The organism is Microvirga sp. RSM25 (genome assembly GCF_044784385.1).
GTDB lineage: Bacteria > Pseudomonadota > Alphaproteobacteria > Rhizobiales > Beijerinckiaceae > Microvirga > Microvirga tunisiensis.
Genome location: NZ_CP173039.1, coordinates 1,619,249 through 1,639,076, shown reverse-complemented (window position 1 = coordinate 1,639,076; position 19,828 = coordinate 1,619,249). Strand labels below are relative to the sequence as shown.

Annotated in this window: 13 protein-coding genes; 5 read left to right on the top strand and 8 right to left on the bottom strand. The window is 57.1% G+C overall.

The genetic code is table 11. From position 1 onward, the window contains the following. Positions 1-350 precede the first annotated feature (350 nt). The 8 genes from ACD578_RS07825 to ACD578_RS07790 all read right to left on the bottom strand — a co-directional run bounded on the left by ACD578_RS07825 (position 351) and on the right by ACD578_RS07790 (position 7,136). A protein-coding gene (locus ACD578_RS07825) for an IS5 family transposase (RefSeq protein WP_404293746.1) occupies positions 351-1,120 on the bottom strand; the annotation gives its coding sequence in 2 pieces (ribosomal slippage) (positions 351-799 and positions 799-1,120; 771 coding nt in all). An 86-nt stretch (positions 1,121-1,206) separates the two neighbouring features. Next, positions 1,207-1,689 carry a hypothetical protein gene (locus ACD578_RS07820; protein ID WP_404292126.1) on the bottom strand — a complete coding sequence of 161 codons (483 nt, stop codon included), beginning with the start codon at positions 1,687-1,689 and terminating at the stop codon, positions 1,207-1,209. 109 nt (positions 1,690-1,798) lie between these two features. Then, a complete protein-coding gene (locus ACD578_RS07815; protein ID WP_404292125.1) occupies positions 1,799-2,062 on the bottom strand; it encodes an HGGxSTG domain-containing protein in 264 nt (87 codons plus the stop codon). Then, entirely contained in the window at positions 2,049-2,615 is a 567-nt protein-coding gene (locus ACD578_RS07810; protein ID WP_404292123.1) for a hypothetical protein, read from the bottom strand. Before ACD578_RS07810 ends, ACD578_RS07815 begins: the two co-directional genes overlap by 14 nt. 414 nt (positions 2,616-3,029) lie before the next feature. Beyond that, a complete protein-coding gene (locus ACD578_RS07805) occupies positions 3,030-4,817 on the bottom strand; it encodes a DUF927 domain-containing protein (protein WP_404292122.1) in 1,788 nt (595 codons plus the stop codon). A 655-nt stretch (positions 4,818-5,472) separates the two neighbouring features. Beyond that, on the bottom strand, positions 5,473-5,919 hold the full coding sequence (locus ACD578_RS07800; RefSeq protein WP_404292121.1) for a hypothetical protein: 447 nt from the start codon (positions 5,917-5,919) through the stop codon (positions 5,473-5,475). A 9-nt stretch (positions 5,920-5,928) separates the two neighbouring features. Further along, positions 5,929-6,129 carry a helix-turn-helix transcriptional regulator gene (locus ACD578_RS07795; RefSeq protein ID WP_404292119.1) on the bottom strand — a complete coding sequence of 67 codons (201 nt, stop codon included), beginning with the start codon at positions 6,127-6,129 and terminating at the stop codon, positions 5,929-5,931. 134 nt (positions 6,130-6,263) lie between these two features. Then, the gene (locus ACD578_RS07790) at positions 6,264-7,136 is read right to left on the bottom strand and encodes a hypothetical protein (RefSeq protein ID WP_404292118.1); all 873 of its coding nucleotides are present in this window, start codon (positions 7,134-7,136) and stop codon (positions 6,264-6,266) included. Between the two features lie 982 nt (positions 7,137-8,118). On the opposite strand from ACD578_RS07790, the gene ACD578_RS07785 reads away from it, so the two are divergent. The 5 genes from ACD578_RS07785 to ACD578_RS07765 all read left to right on the top strand — a co-directional run bounded on the left by ACD578_RS07785 (position 8,119) and on the right by ACD578_RS07765 (position 19,765). Then, a complete protein-coding gene (locus ACD578_RS07785; protein WP_404292117.1) occupies positions 8,119-9,270 on the top strand; it encodes a hypothetical protein in 1,152 nt (383 codons plus the stop codon). Positions 9,271-9,505: 235 nt separating this feature from the next. Next, positions 9,506-11,713 carry a hypothetical protein gene (locus ACD578_RS07780; protein ID WP_404292116.1) on the top strand — a complete coding sequence of 736 codons (2,208 nt, stop codon included), beginning with the start codon at positions 9,506-9,508 and terminating at the stop codon, positions 11,711-11,713. 194 nt (positions 11,714-11,907) lie between these two features. Further along, complete coding sequence (locus ACD578_RS07775) at positions 11,908-14,814, top strand: hypothetical protein (protein ID WP_404292114.1); 2,907 nt, start codon at positions 11,908-11,910, stop codon at positions 14,812-14,814. Then, positions 14,811-17,903, top strand: coding sequence for a hypothetical protein (locus ACD578_RS07770; protein ID WP_404292113.1), 3,093 nt, complete (start codon positions 14,811-14,813; stop codon positions 17,901-17,903). Before ACD578_RS07775 ends, ACD578_RS07770 begins: the two co-directional genes overlap by 4 nt. A 665-nt stretch (positions 17,904-18,568) precedes the next feature. After that, positions 18,569-19,765, top strand: coding sequence for a hypothetical protein (locus ACD578_RS07765; protein ID WP_404292111.1), 1,197 nt, complete (start codon positions 18,569-18,571; stop codon positions 19,763-19,765). Positions 19,766-19,828 lie beyond the last annotated feature (63 nt).

Here is a 19,828-nt window from a genome sequence, read left to right as displayed (position 1 = left end):
AGGCAGGGAGGCTCGCTATGCCAATCCAGTCAGACTAAGATGGGCTTAGCTCTGCCGGCTTAGGAGAAGGACGAAGACTTCCCGCTTGGGTCCAGCGCCTCCCGTGCAATCGTCTATAAGGGAGCTTCCCGCAGCGAAGCGGCTCGGTCGGGGCGTGACGCAGTAGATCGTGTAAGGTCGGGTGTTCACGTCCGGTGCTCCGGGACCCGAGGGGCTCGTCAACACAAGCCATGGGTCAGTCCCTTGCGCTTGGCAGGAGCGCCTGGCGCCACGGGCGATCCACCTCATCGCTGGCGGGTGCTGTTGAACCGCAGTGGGGACTTTGTCGACCTACGACAATCTACGGCCTGTTAGCGCCTGATCCAATCGATTGCCGCGGCGAGGCAGAGCACGCCCACAAAGGATCGGGCGGTCTTCTCGTAGCGCGTTGCAACCGCTCGCCACTCTTTCAGCCTGGCCCAGAGCCGTTCGACGACATTGCGGTTGTTATAGATCCAGTCGGGGCAGGCGACGGACGCCTGATTGGACTTGGTCGGGATCGCAGGCTTCGCACCGATATTCCAGATGTGCTCGCGAAAACTGTGACTGGAATAGCCACGATCGGCTACGACCCAGGTCGGGACACCTGGCAGGCTGTCGAGCAGTGGAATGGCGTCAGGCAACTCATGCGCCTGCCCCGGTGCAATCCGGAAGGCAACTGCCCGTCCCGAACTGTCGGCGATCACGCAAGCTTTGGTGCCATATCCCCCACGAGAACGACCAAGCGCCTCACGATGGTCTCGTTGAGCTTGAGATCCCCTTTTCGGCGAGCCCCCGCCGCCTTCTGATGCGCCCGCACGTTGGTGCCGTCCAGGAACGTCATGCCAAGTTGAACACCGCGTTGCTGCACCAGGTTCAGGAGGCGCTCCCAGACACCCAGACGAGCCCAGCGGATGAAAGTCTGGGCTGCCATCCACCACGGGTCGAGTTGAGACGGCAGGGACCGCCATTTGGCTCCGTTCTCATGCCGCCACAGGATGGCGCTCATAGTGCGCCGGAGATTTGACAGGGGCACTTTGGCATGCGGCCGGCGGGCTTCGACCAGGGGCTCCAGGATCGTCCATTGTGCATCCGTCAGCATCATTGCCTCCTCTCAAAGAGGGACAACGCTGTCAGACGCTAACAGGCCGTAGCAGTGCTGACGTTTTACCCGAATCCTTGGCGCTATCACGAAAGGCTAGCGGAATCAGACCCTACTGCAGATGCGAGTTCCAGCTCTGGCTCGAGTTTGACCCGTACCGTCACGCCGTGTTCTATCACAAATTGCTGCGTGCTGATGACATAGCAATCCCCGGTTTCTTGATCCTGCTCCGCGCGCAGATCGGGGCTGTCGAGAGCGGCGATCATCAGCTCAATTAGCCTGCGGGTGCTCCAAACCCGATCAGGGTCAAAACAACCTTCGGTCTCAAGAGATTGAGCGAGAACCACCAGTTTCGTACCGCACAACAGCGGGGTACGTCGCTCCCAATGGAACGCGATTATGTCTGCCATGTAAGCAGGTTCGCCACATAGACCACCGTAGATCACACTATAGCAAATACCTGTGAGTCGGAGCAAAAAGCTTGCATTGACCTCCTGGTACGGCTTCGCCTCGTCGAGCACCTCGAAGAGAAACTCGGCTAAATCTGATTGCTCTGTGATGGTACGCATGAATTTGGTTCCATAAGGTTAGGCATCAGGGATTGGTGGTCCCTGCGATGACAGCCATTTCGGCAGGGAGAGGTCTGGTGATGAGAAGCGAGGGGATGCCGGACGAACCCTAAGTGAGCCGGGCAAGCGTGCTCTTTGCCCGTCGGATTAACTCCCGGATTGCGCGCCGGCCCTGAATGGCCTCGCAGGTGAAGAGACCGTGTTGGTAGTTGCCATTGGCTTGCCCTTGGGGCGCACCACTACCTTTTGCGCCCCCGTGCATCCGGCACCTCGTCCGGCCTTTCACCGCCGGAGACCGGCACGGTCTCCCGCTCCGAGTCTTGGCTCCACAGCGGGGCGACAGGTTCAGTCGCAAAAAATCAGGTTTCCGCATTTTCTCCTCCGGGTGCATGGGGTTGATCCGCGGGTTTCCAGTCGCCCCCCTCCCCTCCGGGGTGAGTGATGGTGCCGACGATAGCCTGACCGCCGGAATGAACGTGGACATGCTCGACTCTTACGGTTTGGTTGCCACCTCGGCGCATCTTAGCGATGGCCTCTGCGTGCTCCTTGGTGACCCTGAGGAGCTTCACGGCCATGTTTCCGTTGCTCTCCAGGACCGGGATTTGTTCTGCTCGCCCAATGCGAGACAAGAGTGTCATCGCGATCTGGTGGGTCGCTGCCATCTGCACGGCAAGCAGTCCCTCCATTTCATTCTGTGGCTGCGCACCAGCGATGGTCGCTAGCATTGCGTTCACGGCCATTTCCTCCGCCTCAGGCGACAGATTGGCTCCCGTCATCTTCATCAGCAGTTGCAGCTGTTCGATAGCAAAACTCGATGAGCTTGAACCGAACATGTCCGTCAAGCGATCTACCCACCCACCTACGTCGCTGTGCGAGGCGTCTAACCGCGGCTCGCCATTGGCTGACTGTCCGGTGATCACGCGCACTGGGCGCGCTCGTTTCGCAAGATTCTCGCGCGCTGCGGCAATGGCAACCTGCTCCCTCTCACTCGGCTGGGGCGGGGTGGACGGAGACGCGGTTGTTCCTTTTGGGGTTGGCACCTTAGCCTGCGGCATTGTTTGTCTCCCGGTAACGGCTTAAGAAAATGCGGTCGGATGAATCTGCGATGTGTTCGTGTTCCGGTGTTCTGGGTGTTCTGGTGTTCGACAACGTGCCGAATGCGTAATCATCGGCCGTAACCGGATGCTCAGGAGTGATCGACTTGCATGTGGCACACCTCGAATGTGTTGACCGCATGAAGTGTGTTCTGGCGAAAACCCCTGCCTTGCCCACAGCTTGGCACGTCAGAACACAGAGAACACCACACTCTTGGGTGGGTTTGATGTGCAGAGCAGCTGAGGTCATTCCACTGCTCCAGCGCCTAACAGGCTTGCCGCGACTACGTAAACGCGCCGCTTGCGGCCACAGATCTGAAGCGCCTGCGAGTTCTTGCCGTCCTTGCTCTTCTTCAGGTAGCCGTGACGGACTAGAACCTCCGCTACCGCCAGAGAGTCCAGTCCTTCTGTAATCTCCTGCCATGCAGCAGGCTGGATCAGGAACTCCTCACCCCGGCGCCATCCAGCGAGATCGGAGATGAATCGGCCGCTATCAGCAGCGAGGGAAGAGACATGATCTAAGCGGATGAAGCGCGCCTCCCCAAAACGCTGGAGGAAATGGCTAACAGTTTCAATGGCCGTGTGATCCTCCCGTCGATCACAGCCCCCACGTTGAGTAAGCCAACCGGAAAAGGTGCGCTGGACAGCGTCACTCGCGGTCCCCCGTGACCAGGGTAGAACACCGAGTTCTATGGCGAGCTCTCCAGCAGCCCCTACAAGTGCGAAACGCTGCCCTACCCGTCTTACCTGACCGTCGGACTGTTCCGGCACAAGCTGAGTAGATAGTTCGTTGAGAAGCGTGCGAGCTCTGGAAAATATGCCGGAACCCGCCTCAATTAGGCGCTCCACAAAGGCTGGACCAGCTGTGCCATAATAGCGATCCGTCGCATTCTGAAGGGCTTGAGATAGGAGCGATGCCTGCTTTTCCTCGCCAGCATGGTCGAAGATGCCATAGTTGGATCCGGCATCTGCCAGCACATCGACCAAGCGCACCTCCTGCCCAGCTCGCACCCTCTTCATGACAGCGGCCTCGCGAATACGAGTGGCAACGGTGACTTCACCGCTTGAGAGGATTGGGACACGCCAGCGGGCACGCGGGCGGATTTCACCATCAGCTCGCATGCGGGCCTTCGCTTGACCATTGCCAAGCGCGTAGGTCGCATGATCGAGCTCCTGAGGCGAGATTTGGGAAATCTCATCGAGGGGTAGAAAGGTATGATTGTGGGCTGCCGCTACGCCCTCTAATGCGTTGGCGGTCGTCCGCCAGGTGAGTGTAAAGCCTCGCTCACTACCCCCACCCCAGGCAGACCCGGCCACCTTCAGACCTGTTGTTTTGCCGCACGAAGAGGGACCAAACAAATGAAAGCCTCCTCCTTCTAAGCCAAGAGGTTCCAGCAAAGGGCCGGTGAGAGCGACCGCCAGGGCAAAGGCGATCCGATGATGCTCGCCGGCAGGAGTCCCAACATACTTCTGCCATTCGGCGAGACTGCCACTCTCGTGAAAGCCTGCTCCGATGCCGCGACCTTGAAACAGAACTGGCTCGCAATCGATCGGCCCGATTGTGCGGTCCGGTAGAACAAAGCTCCCCTCGCGCCACCCCGTTGTGTCGGAGAGTGTCACTCGTTTCGCGCACGACACACTGATCAGCGCCTGGAGAAAGCGCTCCTTACAGGATCGCCCGCCAGCCAGGGTGAGGCCCCCATCCGCCAGCCTTTTGCGGATATCAGTACCGTCGCCAGCCAGTTCAGCCCGGGGGATCACTGCTCGATGACTGCGTCCATCCCGATCCTTCCAGGAAAGAATGAGAGACCAAGACTCGCTTGCGGGATTTCGCGCCTCTGCCTCAATCAAGAATGGGCCAGAAAGCCAAGTTTCAAGCTTATTCTCGTCTCCATCGAACCAGAGCCCGCTTGAACGCATGCTAAAATTCGCAGGCCAGGTGACTCCAGGCACCTGAGATGCCTCAAAACCAGCGAACCGTTCGTTCCCGCTCTCTGGCTGGATATCGTCCAAGTCAACAAACTCGTCCATCATTAGCCCCTCTGACCTGCGCGCGGGATGAGAATGCGCGGACCTGGGCGGGTTAAAGCTCGACGCAGCTCGCACCCATGCGCGTGATCCTCGGCCATGAGTGGCCCGGCATCGTCCAAGTAATAGGCTGCAGGCCGTGGACGGATCAGGACGAGCCCTTGCCGGTTGTGTCGAAGCCAGCTGAGTGGTGAGCGCCAAACAGGCAGAGCCCCATGCTCGCTCAAGCGTGCAGCATAAATCGTCGCTTGACCAAGGGCCCAAGCCCGGTTCAACCAAGTGACAAGACGGCCCGAGTGGCGGTCGAACGCTGCGACGTCAATCGCAATACTGTCTTGATCCAGAACCAAGAAAAGTAGGGCCGGCGTACTAGGCTCATTGGATGTTTGGTGCTGCTCAAATTCGAAGGAGGCAGCACCGCAGAAAATGATGTGCCCGACAAGTACTGGCGTGGGCCGATCAATTGAGTTCGGAACTATACCGGCTTCAATCAACCCAAGGCGCTCGTGCTTGCAGAGCGGCCGGTGAGCAAAGAACGTTCCCTCGATCCGGGTAGGTGACATTCCACTCCCCGGATGACACTTCACCGATGGCTCGTCAGGCTCCCCAACGATAGTTGCTCGATTGGCATGTGCAGGAATACACGCTGGCGACCAGCTTTTCATGCCAGTCCTCCAGTCCAAGCGCCGTGAGTAAGGCATCCCCAATGGCTGAAGACAGCGATCGCACCATCGATTGTGGCAACCACCGCGATTGGCCATCCTCGCGCCTGGGCTCGATTACGAAAGGCTTTTTGTTCAGCAGACAGGCGCCCCGTGCCCTGTCGCTTGAACTCAAGTCCGTGGAACAAGCCCGCGGGCGAAATCAGCACGAGATCAGACCAACCCGGTTTCGCTCCCATGGCTTTCAGCTTCGCCGCAGTACGTTTGTCGCGATGCTCGCCCGTAGCTGGGTGCGTGAACTCCCAACCATCGGCGATAAACCGGCCCAGGAAGGTAACGACGGGTATATGAAGGCCAGAGATTTCAAAGGCGGCCGGCGCAAACGGAGCTGCCAAAACTTTGGGCCGGCGGCTTTTGCGAGTAGAGAGAGATGACGATCGCTTCATGCTGCCACCTCACGAAGCCTTCGCCGAACTGGCTCGGGTCCGTGCCTCTATCCAGGCCTGGATGTCGGACTCTTTCCATCCGACGGCATGATCGGAGATATGGACCGGTGCTGGGAACTTGTTGCTCCGGATCAGGCGCCAACGCGTCGTGCGACTGAGGCCAGTGCATTCACGGACCTCGCTCTCGCGCAGAATACGATTGGGGTGCAAAGCCGCCTCCAAAATTCAGACGGCTTCCTTAGTAACCATATCGTTTCAGGATGTTAGGGCTCACTAAGCAGAAATTTTTAGAACAGCGCACCACCTGAACGTTTCATCGTATCATCTACGGCGAGCATTTAAAACTATTGCTTTTTTGGAGCTGCCAATCGCCTGTTAGCTCTTGGTCGGCCGTTGAAGTCCTTGATAGCTTGCCGTACGGCGTCTGCGTTTGGAGCGGCTATTCCCAAGGTACTGTGGATGATGCGCAGGACGCGCATGATTGGGCCGTCTTCTGAATAACCGACCTTCTGTGTTGTCCTGATCCAGAACCGGAAGATCGGCTCCCAAATATATTGTCGTTCGGATTTCTTAGTGTTGCTAAGCGGCTGGATAGCATCAAACCGAATTTCCTGTAGTCCTTCTGGATTGCTTGCAAGATTGGCGGCTCGTTTCTCAATCGATTGCAAGGCAGCACAAAACCAGTCGATGTCCTTGAAAGGATTCTTGCCCCTGACAGGTGAAGCTTCCGATTCTATCATCGTCCACTTGAAGCGAAGGGGCTCTGCCTCAAAGAGCGGCCGCAGCAGACTAGCATATTTGGCAATATCAGCTAAGCGGTCTCTGTGCTGACTAAACGTCTCGTGACCTAAGCTTAGATCCTGAAAATGTTGGTAGTTACATAACGCGGAGCCTACCGTTATCATCAGATCGCCGTGGCTTAGAACATTGCTGACTCGAGATGCAGAGATTAGTTCCCAGTGCTGCTCATTCGTGAAGTGGCCTAACAATGTCTGATGTAATGGGTCGCCCGGCCGTAAACCTTGCGATATCTTCCAAACAGGATAGCCATTCTGAGTGGTTTCGTAAAAAAGGCCTGCTACAGACCCTAGCAATGGATCAAGGCTCTCCAAGGTCAAGATCGGAGGCATCTTCTTCGGATTGAGATTGGAACCAAGTGGAATGACATTTCCCTCCAACCACACGCCGTGTCTGTTTATGTACTCGAGGTTAGCCATACGCAGATCGTATCCCGTAGTCTGTGAACGGATTGTACCACTGAACCATATCTAACGTTCACACATGTTGGAGCAGCTCGTTGGTTGTTCTGGCCTATACCTATGAACTGGAACGGACCGTGGAACCAAAACGAGGCCACCCTCATGAGTACAGGGTATGGTCCTAATCGCGCAAAGTGAACGGATAATTTCGAGCGCCAGCATACCGCGGAGCTGATGCTTACGTCTTACATGTGCGGCTTGATCTCCGTACAAGTGAAGCTCCCGAGCACTTCCTCAATGCACCACTGGGGCGCTGTACCTTGCTTTCCAAGCAGGTTATCTCAGAAGTGCGATCATCAGCCGAGCGCATCACCCTCAGCTTCGGTGATGCCGCATGGCGGGCATACCAATTCACGCTCCTCAACATAGCCAGGCAGTTGTCCTGTCCGGCCGGTTTCACAATTCCAGTGGCGACGCGACCGCTTGCAAGCCTAACCAGTTAATTACCTTCTCGGTCGGATGCTTTCCAATGGCTTTTAGCGCAGTCGGTAGGCGAGCGGAATCGGCCACACATGTCTTCCCTTCCACCTTGGGCGTACCTCAATAGCAGAGTCTGGATTATAGCTTTAGACATAGACTTTAATGTATAGTATGCGTATATTGCCCTTAAGACGTGTTCCTGTGTAATTTAATCTATGACGCTGCTTATGGTGAGGTTAGACCACCATAAATACGCACAGGATTAATGGTATGAATACTTCGTTCGCGTCTGTATCGGATTTTGCGCGGGATACCAGAACAATAAAGTACGCTGTTCTTTGGAAGCGGCCTGCAGATTCGCCGATTGTCAATGTTGATAAGGAATTTGAATTCAGATCTGCAGAAAATTCCGTCAAAAACCCCAAAAACAAACCTCCAAAATCCTACAGTTAATACGCACTAGATTTATTCTATACGTTTTAGCAAACCTTGTGAGCGGATTATTCTAAGGAGCACGAAAATGGAGAAATGCTTCTACATTGGGCAAGCCTATGGCGAGAATGACCGGCAGACTAGTGGATACATATATGATGTCATTGGCAACATGGTTGAACTGCACATAAACGCAAAATATTCTGATTGGAAACTAAGTAATGGGCGCGTTTGCGTACCGCACCCACTTCCACTCTCGACCGATTTTTTCGACGCTTTGGACGATACCTGCTTCCGGCTCGCCGAATTCCTCAAGTCGAAAGATTCCTTCGTCGATTCTGATGCCGCAGAGAACTGGTGCAAGATGAGAAAAGCACGAGATGGCGACAAGTCACTCGTGCCTGACATCGTAAGCAATGACACTAGCTTCAATAATGGTTCGATTAAAGAATTCTATGAAATAAAGTCCGATTCTCCCTCATCGCGTGCGGCAGGACGTCAGAAAGTAGCTAATTTCAACGAGATGCTTGCTGGCCTACAGATTCAGTATGCCGAAGGTGATAAGTATTCGCCCAACGGAAAAACTTTGGTCTATTCCGGTACTTGGGCTTGCAATCCTATCAAATGGTATCTGCGTTGGTCGCGTGTTGAAGGTTGCATCATTGGTTATAAATTTTGTGCGGAGGTTAGCAGTGCCACAATCCAAGAAGCAGCCCTTGTCCTTGCCCTACGCATGGCGTTGCTCATGCTTGCGTTAAGCCGCAGTCCTGCCGCAGCCGCTGCAACAGCGGGTATACTCGCGCAGATACGCTCACCTCTCCTGCAAAGCGTTGGCGAGAATGGGGTTAATTCAACTAACGATGTTCAATACGTGCAGTTGCTAATCAACGACTGGCGGGGGCGAAATGGATTAAATCCAATTCCTGTGGATGGAAGCCCGAGCGACGTCCTCAACTCCGCGATTGAGGAATTTTCTACTGCAGTAATGAACTCGAACATCAGACGAATTGATCCAAATTCTCCGGACATAAAGATGTTGGAGCAGGTTCACTTCGAGGCTGGCCTCAATGACGTAAGCGACGAGTTCCAAATAACAGCTCTTGGAGCTCAGCTCGTTGATATCTTGGATCTTATAATGAGGGCCGATGAAGGTATTAGCCTGGATCCTGAAGCAACAATTGCTGCGGCTCTGCAATACTACCTCGATAGGATGCATGATGAACAAGTCAGGATGTTCTGAGAGCCTTTCCTGATTTTGAATCGACTTGTCTTGGGGTGTAAATGAGGAGCTGATGGACCCTTCACAGGTATAGGTTTGCGTGAGCCGGGTATGAGGCCCATCTCGGCATGGCGGGACCGTTTCATCAGCGCAGCCTTCAAGGCATCTCTGCGCGCGTTTGTCGATACAGCACAGAAGGCCATTGCCGTAAGGCACTACAGGATAAGCAGTAGTCGGTCACGTCGGGGAGGCCAACATGGACCTCGCAGAGTTGCTCGCTGCTAAACCGGCGGCGAATAAGGCTATCATCCCACTCGATATCGCCGAGATGCTGCATGCGCTCCAGATCACACAGCCGGCGGCACCCACCGGCGCGACCACCTCCGGTGTGGTGCAACTTGGTCAAAAGCGCAGGCTCCTGGGCTTCGCCGATCTAACTATGGACCCGGCCCTATTGCCGGATGCGCTGTTCTTCCCCTTTGAATATTCAGAGGAAAACAGCGGCTTTCGCCTTGATGTCAACATCTCTGCCGCCGCAGAAGCACTTATACTTGACACCGTAAGCCCTATACCTTCGTTCGCGCTCAAGCCCGCACGAAGGGTATCGATTGGAGGTGGACGCACCTTAAAGGAGACCCTTGAGCCAGCACCTGAAATTCAGCAGATAAAGGTAAAAGGTCTCAAGGCCGTTTTGCGCTTCGCCGCAATAGACAATTCCCTGGTTGTAACGCGAGCACTGCTCCCGCCATTGGGCGCGGCGGATGACCTCCTGGTCGTCACCCTCGAACCGGCGCATTTCCTGTTTGGTGATACCGGTTTCGGCTTTGGATTGAATGCCGGCCTCGTCATCGACGATCGCCTCGACAAGGCTCCGCCGTCCGTTCCAGGGAGGAACTCCGCGTCTGACATCCTCGCTTGGCGCGGGATCGCTATCCGTGATGCAGAGCTTTTCGTGCCTCCGGCGATTCCGCTACTCGGCGGGCGAGCAATCCCGATTTCGCTTGAGCTCGGTAGCCCGAGCGGTGTTGACGGCTCCATCATCGTCAACCTGCCTGGAGCTGACGGCCGCCCGGATATCACAGGACGTGTCGAGTGGCACGATCCGGCAGCGACCTCGCTTGCTGACTGCCTGCCAACCCTCGTCGAGTTGGTCGCGAGCTTCCAAATTGAGGGAAAGCAGTCGCCAGCATATCAGGACGAAGGACGTAATGTTCCCGGAATTACCTTTGCCGGTGGCAAGCCGCTTCGAGTGCGTGCCCGCTATACCCGTGATCCGGTCGGCGGAAGTGGCATGCGCTTCGATCTCGCCCTGGAGTCTGAGAGTCCAGCGGGTCTAGTTAGTGTTGAGGTCGGCGGTGCCGGTGAGAAGATTTTTGTCACGGCAGCGACACTCGCTACTGCGCTCGTGGCTGATCGTGGTCTCCCCGCGGACGCGGGCGCTGATGCCTCCGGCGAGGCATTGCACCTTCTCCTGCTTTCTGCGAGTGCTCTCTCGTCCTATTTCGAAAATGAGGGATCGGTTGTCATTCATGGCGTCGAACTGGCAAGTGAAGGCCGCACTCTCCCGGTTGGAGACCAGCTCCGTCTTCGCCTAGATTATTCGATCGCTACGCGAGTAAAGACCTTTCATCTCGGCCCACTCCAATTTGGAATGGAGCCAAATCGTCCGATGCGGCTCCGTTGCCGAAATGTCTTCCTTGAAGTGAACTTGGCTGAGAGCGCGCTTAAGATGTTCCGCCTCGGCTTTGACGACGCGAGCCTTGATATTGAAGACCCGGGCGGCTGGAAAAGTGCTTCGCCTGGTTCATTACTCGACATCATCGGCGTTCGAAACGGGCACGGTTCCAGCTGGGTCGAGATCGACCTTCGGTGCCGGCTCGATCTTGGGCCATTAAAGATTAGCGGCGCTACCGTCCGTCTCACGCTTGAGAACGGTGTAGAACCTTCGCTTCGCGGGCTCGATGCCTCCCTTGATATGCCTGGTGTTATCGACGGCCGCGGATCACTTCGGCTGCAGCCAAACGGCTTCGACGCGCTTCTGGCGCTCTCAATCAGACCACTCGGCCTGCGTGCAACCGGCGAATTCCTGCAGGATGGCAGCCTCACCGCCTTGCAGATTCTGACCGACCTACCTGGGCCGGTCCCGCTCGCCAATAGTGGGCTTGGACTCTTTGGAGTGGGTGGTATGTTCGGCGTCAATGCGGCTCTCAAACAGGTGCCCGCTGGCGCGGAGCCGGTTACGCACTACTTGAGCCTCCTACACGATGAAGCGCCCGTGCTGCGCCTGCCTGAGGTCCTAGAGCCGAGCAAGGGTGATACCGCCTTCGGTATCAATGTTCGGATTGGCACCCTGCCTGACCTCGGCGTCGCCTTTCTGGGTGAAGGGGCTGTTATGCTCGGTGTCCCCGATTTCGCGCTCCGCGCGGCGCTACGGGGGCAGTTCTCGGTGCAATTGGAGACCTGAAAGGCATACTAGCCGTCGATGCCTCAGCGCTTACTGTCGCTCTGCAGGGCTCGTATGACGTCCCAATTCTCTTGAGCGTGAAAGCGCCCTTCGGGGCGCATTTCCCCTTTGTGGCGAGTGAAAGGTCCCGCTGGCATGTCTATCTCGGCTCGTACGAGGGGCTAAATCTCCCGGGACCAATGCGAGCCGAACTCTTGCCGGGCCTGCCTGTGATTGGCAACATCGAAGGCTGGGCCTTCATCATGATCGAGGGTAACGGACTGACTCTACCGGCGCTGGTGAAAAGTCCGATCACCCTTCCAGGTTTTGCAGTCGGCTGCGGCTTCGGCTTCTCCTGCGAATATGGCGTTGGACCGGTCGGATTTGAGTTCGGTGCCACCGCGATTGCGGGGCTGGGAACGAGGCCGTTGATTGTTGCCGCACAGGCCAAGGTCGAGGGCTCGCTGCATCTCGGGCCAGTCTCAATTTCTGCCTATGCCGATGCAATCCTGCTTCTCTCAGAAGCTGTACAATACGCTGAGTTTGAGGTCTGCGGGGAGATCGACCTTTGGTTGACAACTTTGCGCGGCTGCGCCCGCCTGACCCTCGGCGAGCAGATCAGCGGGGAGCCGCCGCCACCCGTACCAATACCGCGGATCTCTGTGATCCTGGTCGACCGTCGCTACCGCACGGTCGCCACAGCCACTGATACGAGCGCAGCAGCTCCTGTCGTTTGGACAGACTGTATTCCGATTCTATCGTTTGAGGTTGGCCCAGCTAGCAACGTCACCACAGGGTCATTCTCCGCCTCGCTTCAACCAAGCGGCAGCGGCACAGCCGAGTCAGCTGAGGGCATCGTCGGCTCCGATGCCCTCAGCTATCGCTATGAACTCACTGAACTCACTATCGTCGAGCTCGGTACATCTGGCGAAATACCTCTCGCCGGGCCGTTGCCAGCGATGTGGCAGGTCCCGCGCGACCTCGCCTCTGATGCTACCGCTCGCGGCTCCAGAGAACTCGCGCTTCTCACATTGGCGCCGGCACTGTGGTCGCATCGCCTGAGCGAAAGTCCGAAGAACGCACCGCTTGATCCGGTGCCGCGCCTTGTGAATGGCTGCGATCGAGAAGAGAGCGCCCGGCCGGGCTGGGCATTGGCCGAGAACGGCTTCGTTGTACGCGGATATTGGCGGTGGCCGGTCGAGCCAGTCGAGCCGCTCCGTTTCGCGTCCAGATTTGGCGTCGAGATCAGCTCCAGAGTGGACAGCGGCAGCCCAGCCTTGGTGGGGCATGCCGCGCTCAGTGAATGGCTCACGCCCCTCCTCCCCGGTTCGTCCGTGGCTGTAGATGCTAACCTCGTTCCGGTACCGCCTGGAATTCGTCTCCCCCAGTACGACTCTGCCCCTATCGAGGGTTTGCGGATCGCTACGATCCTCGGCCGCCCCGAAGACATAGAGGCGGCATCCATAATTGAGACTGGGCTTGCCTTCCTGAGCCCAGGCTTTGACGTAGCTTCTCCGCTCGTCCATGCTTCGCTTTGGATTGGCATTGAAGGCCGCGAACCCTCGCTTTCAGGTCTTTCGGTCGTTGACGACAACGGAACGGCATGGGAGCCGACGGAATGGACACCGATATCCCCGTCCTATTTCGTCGTCCGGCTCGGACCGCCCAGTGTGCAAGCGTCCACTCCGGTCAAATCTGCAACCCTAAGTTATCCATGGGGCTACCAGGCTGACTTGCTCGGTCTCCAAGCCACCACCGTCGAGGCCCAGCAGGCGGCAAGCAGTCATAGGAAGGCCGTCAAGGCCGCTGCATCCGCCCAGCAGGCTGCAAATCAGGTCCCTGTTGAAAGTCGAAAGCCCCTGCTGACGCCCGGCGCGACCTACCGGATTGATCTTACGGTGAAGGTCTCGGGGACACGCAAGGATCGCCCTGACAAGGCTCCCGTCGCTAAAGAATTTGATCCGGTTCATCGCTCCTTCTGGTTCCAGACAGCGACAAAGGCGGCTGCGCCGTTGCTTATTCCCGGAAGCAAGGGCGAGTTACGCCTGCGGCTCTCCGACCAGAAAGCCTTCCAGCCCGACCAACTCGATCGGTACCTTGACCGCTATTTGCCACCCGATCGGGCGCAGTTTGTCTTCTGCGATGACCCAGTCGGGGTCGATTTCGCCTTTGATCATGTGATCGGCATGGCTAAGCTGCACGGCTTTGATTTCACTCTGGATCTAAAGCGTACGGATCTGCCGGCGTCAGTCGATACAACAACAACCAAAGACGGTCCTCTGGCAGTGGCTTTTTCCGCACTGGATGTTGTCGAACTCGGCTCGCCAGCCGAACGCTGGATTGCAGAGTTGAAAGCCGAGGCCGGGGCGAACTGTCCGGTTCCCGCGGCCGGGATACGGGCTTCTGCCCCGGTCCGCTTGGCGCGTGCCGGCACCTATGATCTCGCCGCGGCCTTCAAACCGCCTGGAGATGGAGAGGCTAGTGTCCGGCTCACCGGGACCAGCTTTGGTACATCGCGATATCGCACCCCCAGGGAGTTGCTCGACGATCTGCTTGCGACGTCCGCCGGCAATTCCAAGAGCATTAGTGGGGATGTCGAAATTGTCGGCTCGCCTGTACTTCCAGATCTATCCACGGATGACCTCGCGTCCAATACTGGGGTCGAAAGCGTGCTCGCGGGTTGGAAGCTAACGCCTTGGCCAGGCTTGGGTCGCCGAATCTCGTCTGTCACGCGGGAGGGGCCGTCCGATCATCTTTTGAGGGGCTCGGCCCCAGCTGGCGCGATGCTGGTCAAGACCCTGTCTGAGTCACCGAGGAGCACGGCTCTCTGGGTCGAGCGCAATGGAACCTGGCACATCGTAGGCGTCCTCCTTGAGGCGCCCGAACCAATCGAACGCCCTGGGCGGCTCACCCTTGCCTCTGCCACCTTGGGCGGGAAACCTTTCGACAAGCGCATCGCAAACCGGGTGGGGAACCGCATCCTCTTCATCACCTCGGAGCCATTTCCTCCAGGCGAAACCGATCTTTTGGAGCTCCGCGCGACCGAACTGCCATCGAGGGTGAGCCTTGCGGTCTCCATTCCTTTCTCAAGCAAGCCAAATTTCGCTGAGGACGTGTCATGAGCCTCACCTTCACACCTCGGTCGCTTCTACAGGTCGGCTCACTTCTCACCCACGATGATCCCAACGTCGCGGATGGCTGGCATATTGTTATTCGCACCCATGAGGCGCTCGGCCTGCCGCTGCACCCGTTCGTTGCTCTCCCGCTCACCTCTGTTGAGATGACGGACCTCCTCCTCTACCGGGAGGATGGCGTCCGCGCCAGGCTTCCGATCAACCCGGCCGACAACAAGATCGTTAGGGTAGGTGATCCCGTCACGCTGTCTGATCCGCGTATCGTTGCCATCGCCGTGACAGTCGCGCCTGGAAGCAACATCCAGGTTTGTGTAACCGAGGCCGGGCACCCGGAGCGGATCATTGCCCAGCGCACACTGCCGGATACGAGCAATAGCCTGATTTGCCGTTTCCCCATCAGCGGCCGCGCTCAACTCTTGTTCCTTGGCAGCGGTCTCGTGACAGACATCATAGCTCTTCGCTTCAATGGTTCGATTGCTGAGCTCTTTAGTCCTCCTCTAGAGCCCGTTAGGACCTTCGGCCTCCCGATCGAGGGGGATCATCGCTGGTATGTAGGCGGAGAAGGCCCTGATCGGGCGCTAGCGCGCGTTGAAGAGGGCGCCCCGCGCCGGCTTTCGCCTATCGATCGGCCAGATGGGACTCTCGTTGCCACTGCACCCTCAGTCGATGTCAAACGGGTGCGGGCTATGGCTGATACGGTTCTCAAGGCAGTCGCGGTCGGGGTTGACCATCCCTCGCCGGACCCACGCGAGCGACGCTGGGGCGAGACGGGCTCAACGCTGTTAGCCACAGACCAGTCCACTGTGTCGCTGTCCGCACCGGCAGCTCTACAAACCTTCGCGGGGGATCCAAGCCTTGCCCGTTTCCTGGGATTCTCACTCCCTGTCAGAAGTAACTTCGACCGGGAAACAATATGGGCGGTGGCGGCACTCTTTGCGGTCGAGCCACAGGACGCGCTGGGCGGCGGAACCCGACTTGGTGATGTGCTCATGCCGATGTCCCAAGACATGGCGGCGTTACGCGAAACCTTGATGGAGTTCTACCAGCCGGTGAAGGACGTCGCTCACACCCTTGAGCAAGTAAACCGGGTTGTGGTGCCAATCATCGGCGTGGCACTTCCCGCGGAACTTGACCAGCCTAGTCCGCCAAAGCTCTCCGCTTGGTCATCAGCATGGCACACGAGAACAAGCCGCCGCACGTCAGCCACTCAAGCTGCGCACGTCGGCTGGCGTCAGATCATCGAACTCTCCGCCCCTCGTCGCCTCGGAATGTTGGCTGTGACCCGCGATCATGGGACAGGCCTCATATTGCTCAACCAGGCAATTCCGAATTTCCCCGAGCATCACGTTCCAATCTTCTCGGCGGGCCAACCCAAGGGGTCTGCCAAGATGCCACTCCCTGCCAACGCAATTGTGGATCTTGGTGTCCCCGAGAGCGCCAGTGCGGCGACGTGGACCATCTTCGCCGCCGATGAGTTTGGCCGCTGGGCAGATTCGGAGAGCCTGACTGCCGCCGCTCCAACGCGGCCGCGGCCACCGGTTCCCCGGCCACAGGTGCTCCTCGTCCGCAACGACTCAGATCCCGGTCCGACAGGCAAGCATTCGCCCGGTACAATCCGGATTATCGTTCCAGTACCCTCCCCCAATCGTTTGGCACCAGGCGCCATGCCGATCGAGAAAATCGAAATTGTTATTGCGGGGCTTGTCAGTCGCACGTTCGCACCGCCAGACGCCCCAGCCACGGAGATAATGTTCGACATTGCTGCGCCTGCTCTTGCGCTTGGGGAGATGCTGCCTGTTGCCTGGACTGTTCGGTTCCGCGATGCGCTCCCGCCGGTCTCTCCAAACGAGAGCACAGCACAAGGTACGCTTGAGATCCGAGACGGTCGTCGGCCATTACCGCAGCAGACATCGCGGACGCTCATCTGGACCACGCGCAGAGATGCAACCGGCCAAGCGGAACTCGCCCTTGGGTGGTCCGCGACGGCACCTGCTTACCACGTGTGGCTGACGAGCGAAGAAACCTTACGCGCTCCGCTAAATCTTACTGACCCAGCCTTCGCTGGTTTACCACGAGCAGTCCGGGCGACGCGGATCTACGATGCCCTGCAGGATCGCGGCGTCCGCCAAAACTTACCCGATGACCGGCCGCTTTTCACTCGCCTCACGGACCGGCCGATTACCGCCTCTAATGACACCGTTGAGTATCGCTTCGCCCTGCTTGGCGCATCCGACACGGTTAATTTCCTGCGTATCGTGCCAATCTCTGCGACTGGAGTGGAGGCGCCTTTCGCCTCCTGTGGCATCATCCCGGTGGCTGTCCCTGGAGAGGCAGTTCCACCGCCGCCAACTGTTGTCGTGCGGACAGATCAAGGACGCGTCCACGTCGACATCACAGTAGGCGGCATCGACACAGCGCTCTTAAAAAGGCTGCAACAAACTGACAGTGCAGCTCCAGAATGCAGAATAAGAAGAGTGATGAACCGAACCACTGATCCGCTCTACTTCTGTGAGGTCGGGCGCGTAAACTTGGAAGTGAGTGCGGCCGAACCCGGGGTCTGGACGGCCTCCTTCGTAGACAGTAAAGCCGGGACCAAGCCGCTGCCGACGTTCGTTTCCTTGGCTTATGTAGCTGAACTGCGGTTTCCGCCCGAACTCGCCGTTATTCGCGACGCTTTAATCCCGCCGGTCGATATGGGCGTTGAGCCAATTGGGGCTACACTCGGTGTTGCTGTCGAGAGCCAATGGAGTTCGGCATCTGTCCCGGTAACAACAACCCTTGTCCCCGATACGCCGCCACCACCGCAGCTATTAACAGTTACCGCTCAACCGGGCGAGAAAGTTGCAATCTCGGCGCCTGACTTGCCGGTGGCTCACCCTAGAGCCATTGGCCGATACCACTTACTAATCTGGCCCGAAAGGGATGATGGATCGAAAATGGAACCCATCAGACTTGAGATCTCTGAACTTCCTCTGACCCATGAACTCGATCCAGGAGGAGACGTTCATGCCATTGTGGCAGCGATAGTCGATCCCCTCGGACGCCTCGGGGCGACGGCCCGAGTCTTAAAGACCTGATGCCGCAAGGTGGACCAGTGGGTAGATCTTGAAGCAATGACAGCTACGCGATGAACTGAGATAACGCATCTAGGGCTGAAGTGCTGCAGCTTGAGAATATAGCAAGCTACCGCTCAGGAGTTGGTTTACTGTCCTACGGCTTTCACTATAAGAACTGTCGCTCGGCGAACTCCCTGTGCCTGGGCTAATTGCACGACCGCCTGATTTAGGTATGTATTATTTCTGTCTTGATCAGTCTCATCACACTGAAGATGAAGAATGACCTCTCGAGCATTCGGAAGACCGACAAGTATTTGCTTGCAGTTTCCTAAGCTCATACTCCTCAGTCTGCTCTCCGCGTCAGAGCCATCAACATCAAACAGGAGGTAGGACTCTATTGATCTAGCGAGCACTTCAGATGGCACTGCGTTGAAGACTACCACGGATGTTACCAGGGCCGCTAACGTGTTAATCTGGTTCATAGCTTGTCCGTCCTTCGGTAGTAACCTTCCGCTGTAATTTTCGTCTCTCATTAATTTTGCTATTTTCCTAGTTTTTCTGCACTCTCATCCAACGGGTTAATGATAGCAGCGCCTCAAGTTTGCGTACCAGAGTTATGGCAAACTCTAGCGGAAGAAACTTCTACCTACCGTGCACAGTCCAATCTGATCACAGGGTGAAACGCTATGGAGCACTTGCAGATTTCCGAGAACAGCTACAAGGGCTGGCAAGACTTTAAGACACGGATCGGATTTGTGCCCGATCCAATGATCTTACGCTCTGGAGAGATCTTCATCAATGGTCTCAGTGGCGCTGGTCGCCTCGACCGCGACGATCGGCAAGTCGGAGCCGCGCTTAAGGACAATATCGGCAGCATCATCGAATTCTTTGATCTTGTTGTCACCCGAGATACAATCCCGCTCATCCACTACGGTGCTACGTTCGACTCCTTGACCGTCACGCAGTCGCTCGAAAGCCTTCTCGATTCGAAGGTGTGTAGGGTATCCGTTGATTATAATGTCTATCACGATATCAAGAGGGGTGCTCTCAATAGTCTCGCTCGGCTCGACCTTGAGCGCCTACGGCCATTGGCAGGCCAGCTCCGAGAACTTAATGCCCTACGTTACGATTGGCGCCCAGCGCTCAGTGCGGACAACTACCCGATTGAAGAGCTGGCGAAATTTGACAATCTTGACGAGCCTTTGAAGTCCGCCGCCCACTTTCTGCTCGGTGGCTTCATCTTTAGCGGGTTCGCACAGGCAAGCAATACCACCCATTACATGCAGACAAAGCGATCAAGGCTGATGTTAGGCTTGACGGTAGCGCCGGAGACAACGGCAGGGCTAGGGCATCGAGAAGAGGCAGCAATCTTCGAACATGCTGAAGCAAGCCTTGAAGGCAGCAAAGCAGAGGTCATAACGCAACAGTCGATTCCTCCTGTCCTGCCATATCTCATATCTACCGGAGGAGCTCCTAAAACGACATTGGAGTTGCTCGAACGTGCTATGAAATTTCGGACTTCCCGGGAGGGCCAGCGCTATCGCGAAGCTGTGCAAAAAATCCGCGGAGACGGTGTAGAGGCAAGACGCATTGAGAACCTCAGCGCCGTCGAGCGGGCCCAAGCGCTTGAAATGCTCGCACCCTACAGCAATCTGGACCCAGAACGCTCCCGCGCAATGGAAATGAAAGTCAAGTTCGAGCCGTTCGCGGGCTCGTCCGTGGAACTATCCGTTCCGGTCCAAATTCCCGCTTGGTTACGGGTGTGGTGGAACGACAACATCGTTTTCGGCGGCATGCGCAAGACGTTCCGCCGAATGTGGATGTCTGCCGAAAGCTACGATGATTTTTCGGGGAAACTGCTTGAGATGTGGAAAGCCTCCTAGCCGCTAGCCAAATCGAATAACAATCGGTCTTTCGTGATTTTTTGTCTTCTTCTGAAGGCCAGT

Coding starts and splice junctions, on each gene's coding strand:
- ACD578_RS07815 (WP_404292125.1), bottom strand. CDS start 2,062: ATGCGGAAACCTGATTTTTTGCGACTGAACCTGTCGCCCCGCTGTGGA.
- ACD578_RS07820 (WP_404292126.1), bottom strand. CDS start 1,689: ATGCGTACCATCACAGAGCAATCAGATTTAGCCGAGTTTCTCTTCGAG.
- ACD578_RS07785 (WP_404292117.1), top strand. CDS start 8,119: ATGGAGAAATGCTTCTACATTGGGCAAGCCTATGGCGAGAATGACCGG.
- ACD578_RS07800 (WP_404292121.1), bottom strand. CDS start 5,919: ATGAAGCGATCGTCATCTCTCTCTACTCGCAAAAGCCGCCGGCCCAAA.
- ACD578_RS07770 (WP_404292113.1), top strand. CDS start 14,811: ATGAGCCTCACCTTCACACCTCGGTCGCTTCTACAGGTCGGCTCACTT.
- ACD578_RS07790 (WP_404292118.1), bottom strand. CDS start 7,136: ATGGCTAACCTCGAGTACATAAACAGACACGGCGTGTGGTTGGAGGGA.
- ACD578_RS07780 (WP_404292116.1), top strand. CDS start 9,506: ATGGACCTCGCAGAGTTGCTCGCTGCTAAACCGGCGGCGAATAAGGCT.
- ACD578_RS07765 (WP_404292111.1), top strand. CDS start 18,569: ATGGAGCACTTGCAGATTTCCGAGAACAGCTACAAGGGCTGGCAAGAC.
- ACD578_RS07805 (WP_404292122.1), bottom strand. CDS start 4,817: ATGATGGACGAGTTTGTTGACTTGGACGATATCCAGCCAGAGAGCGGG.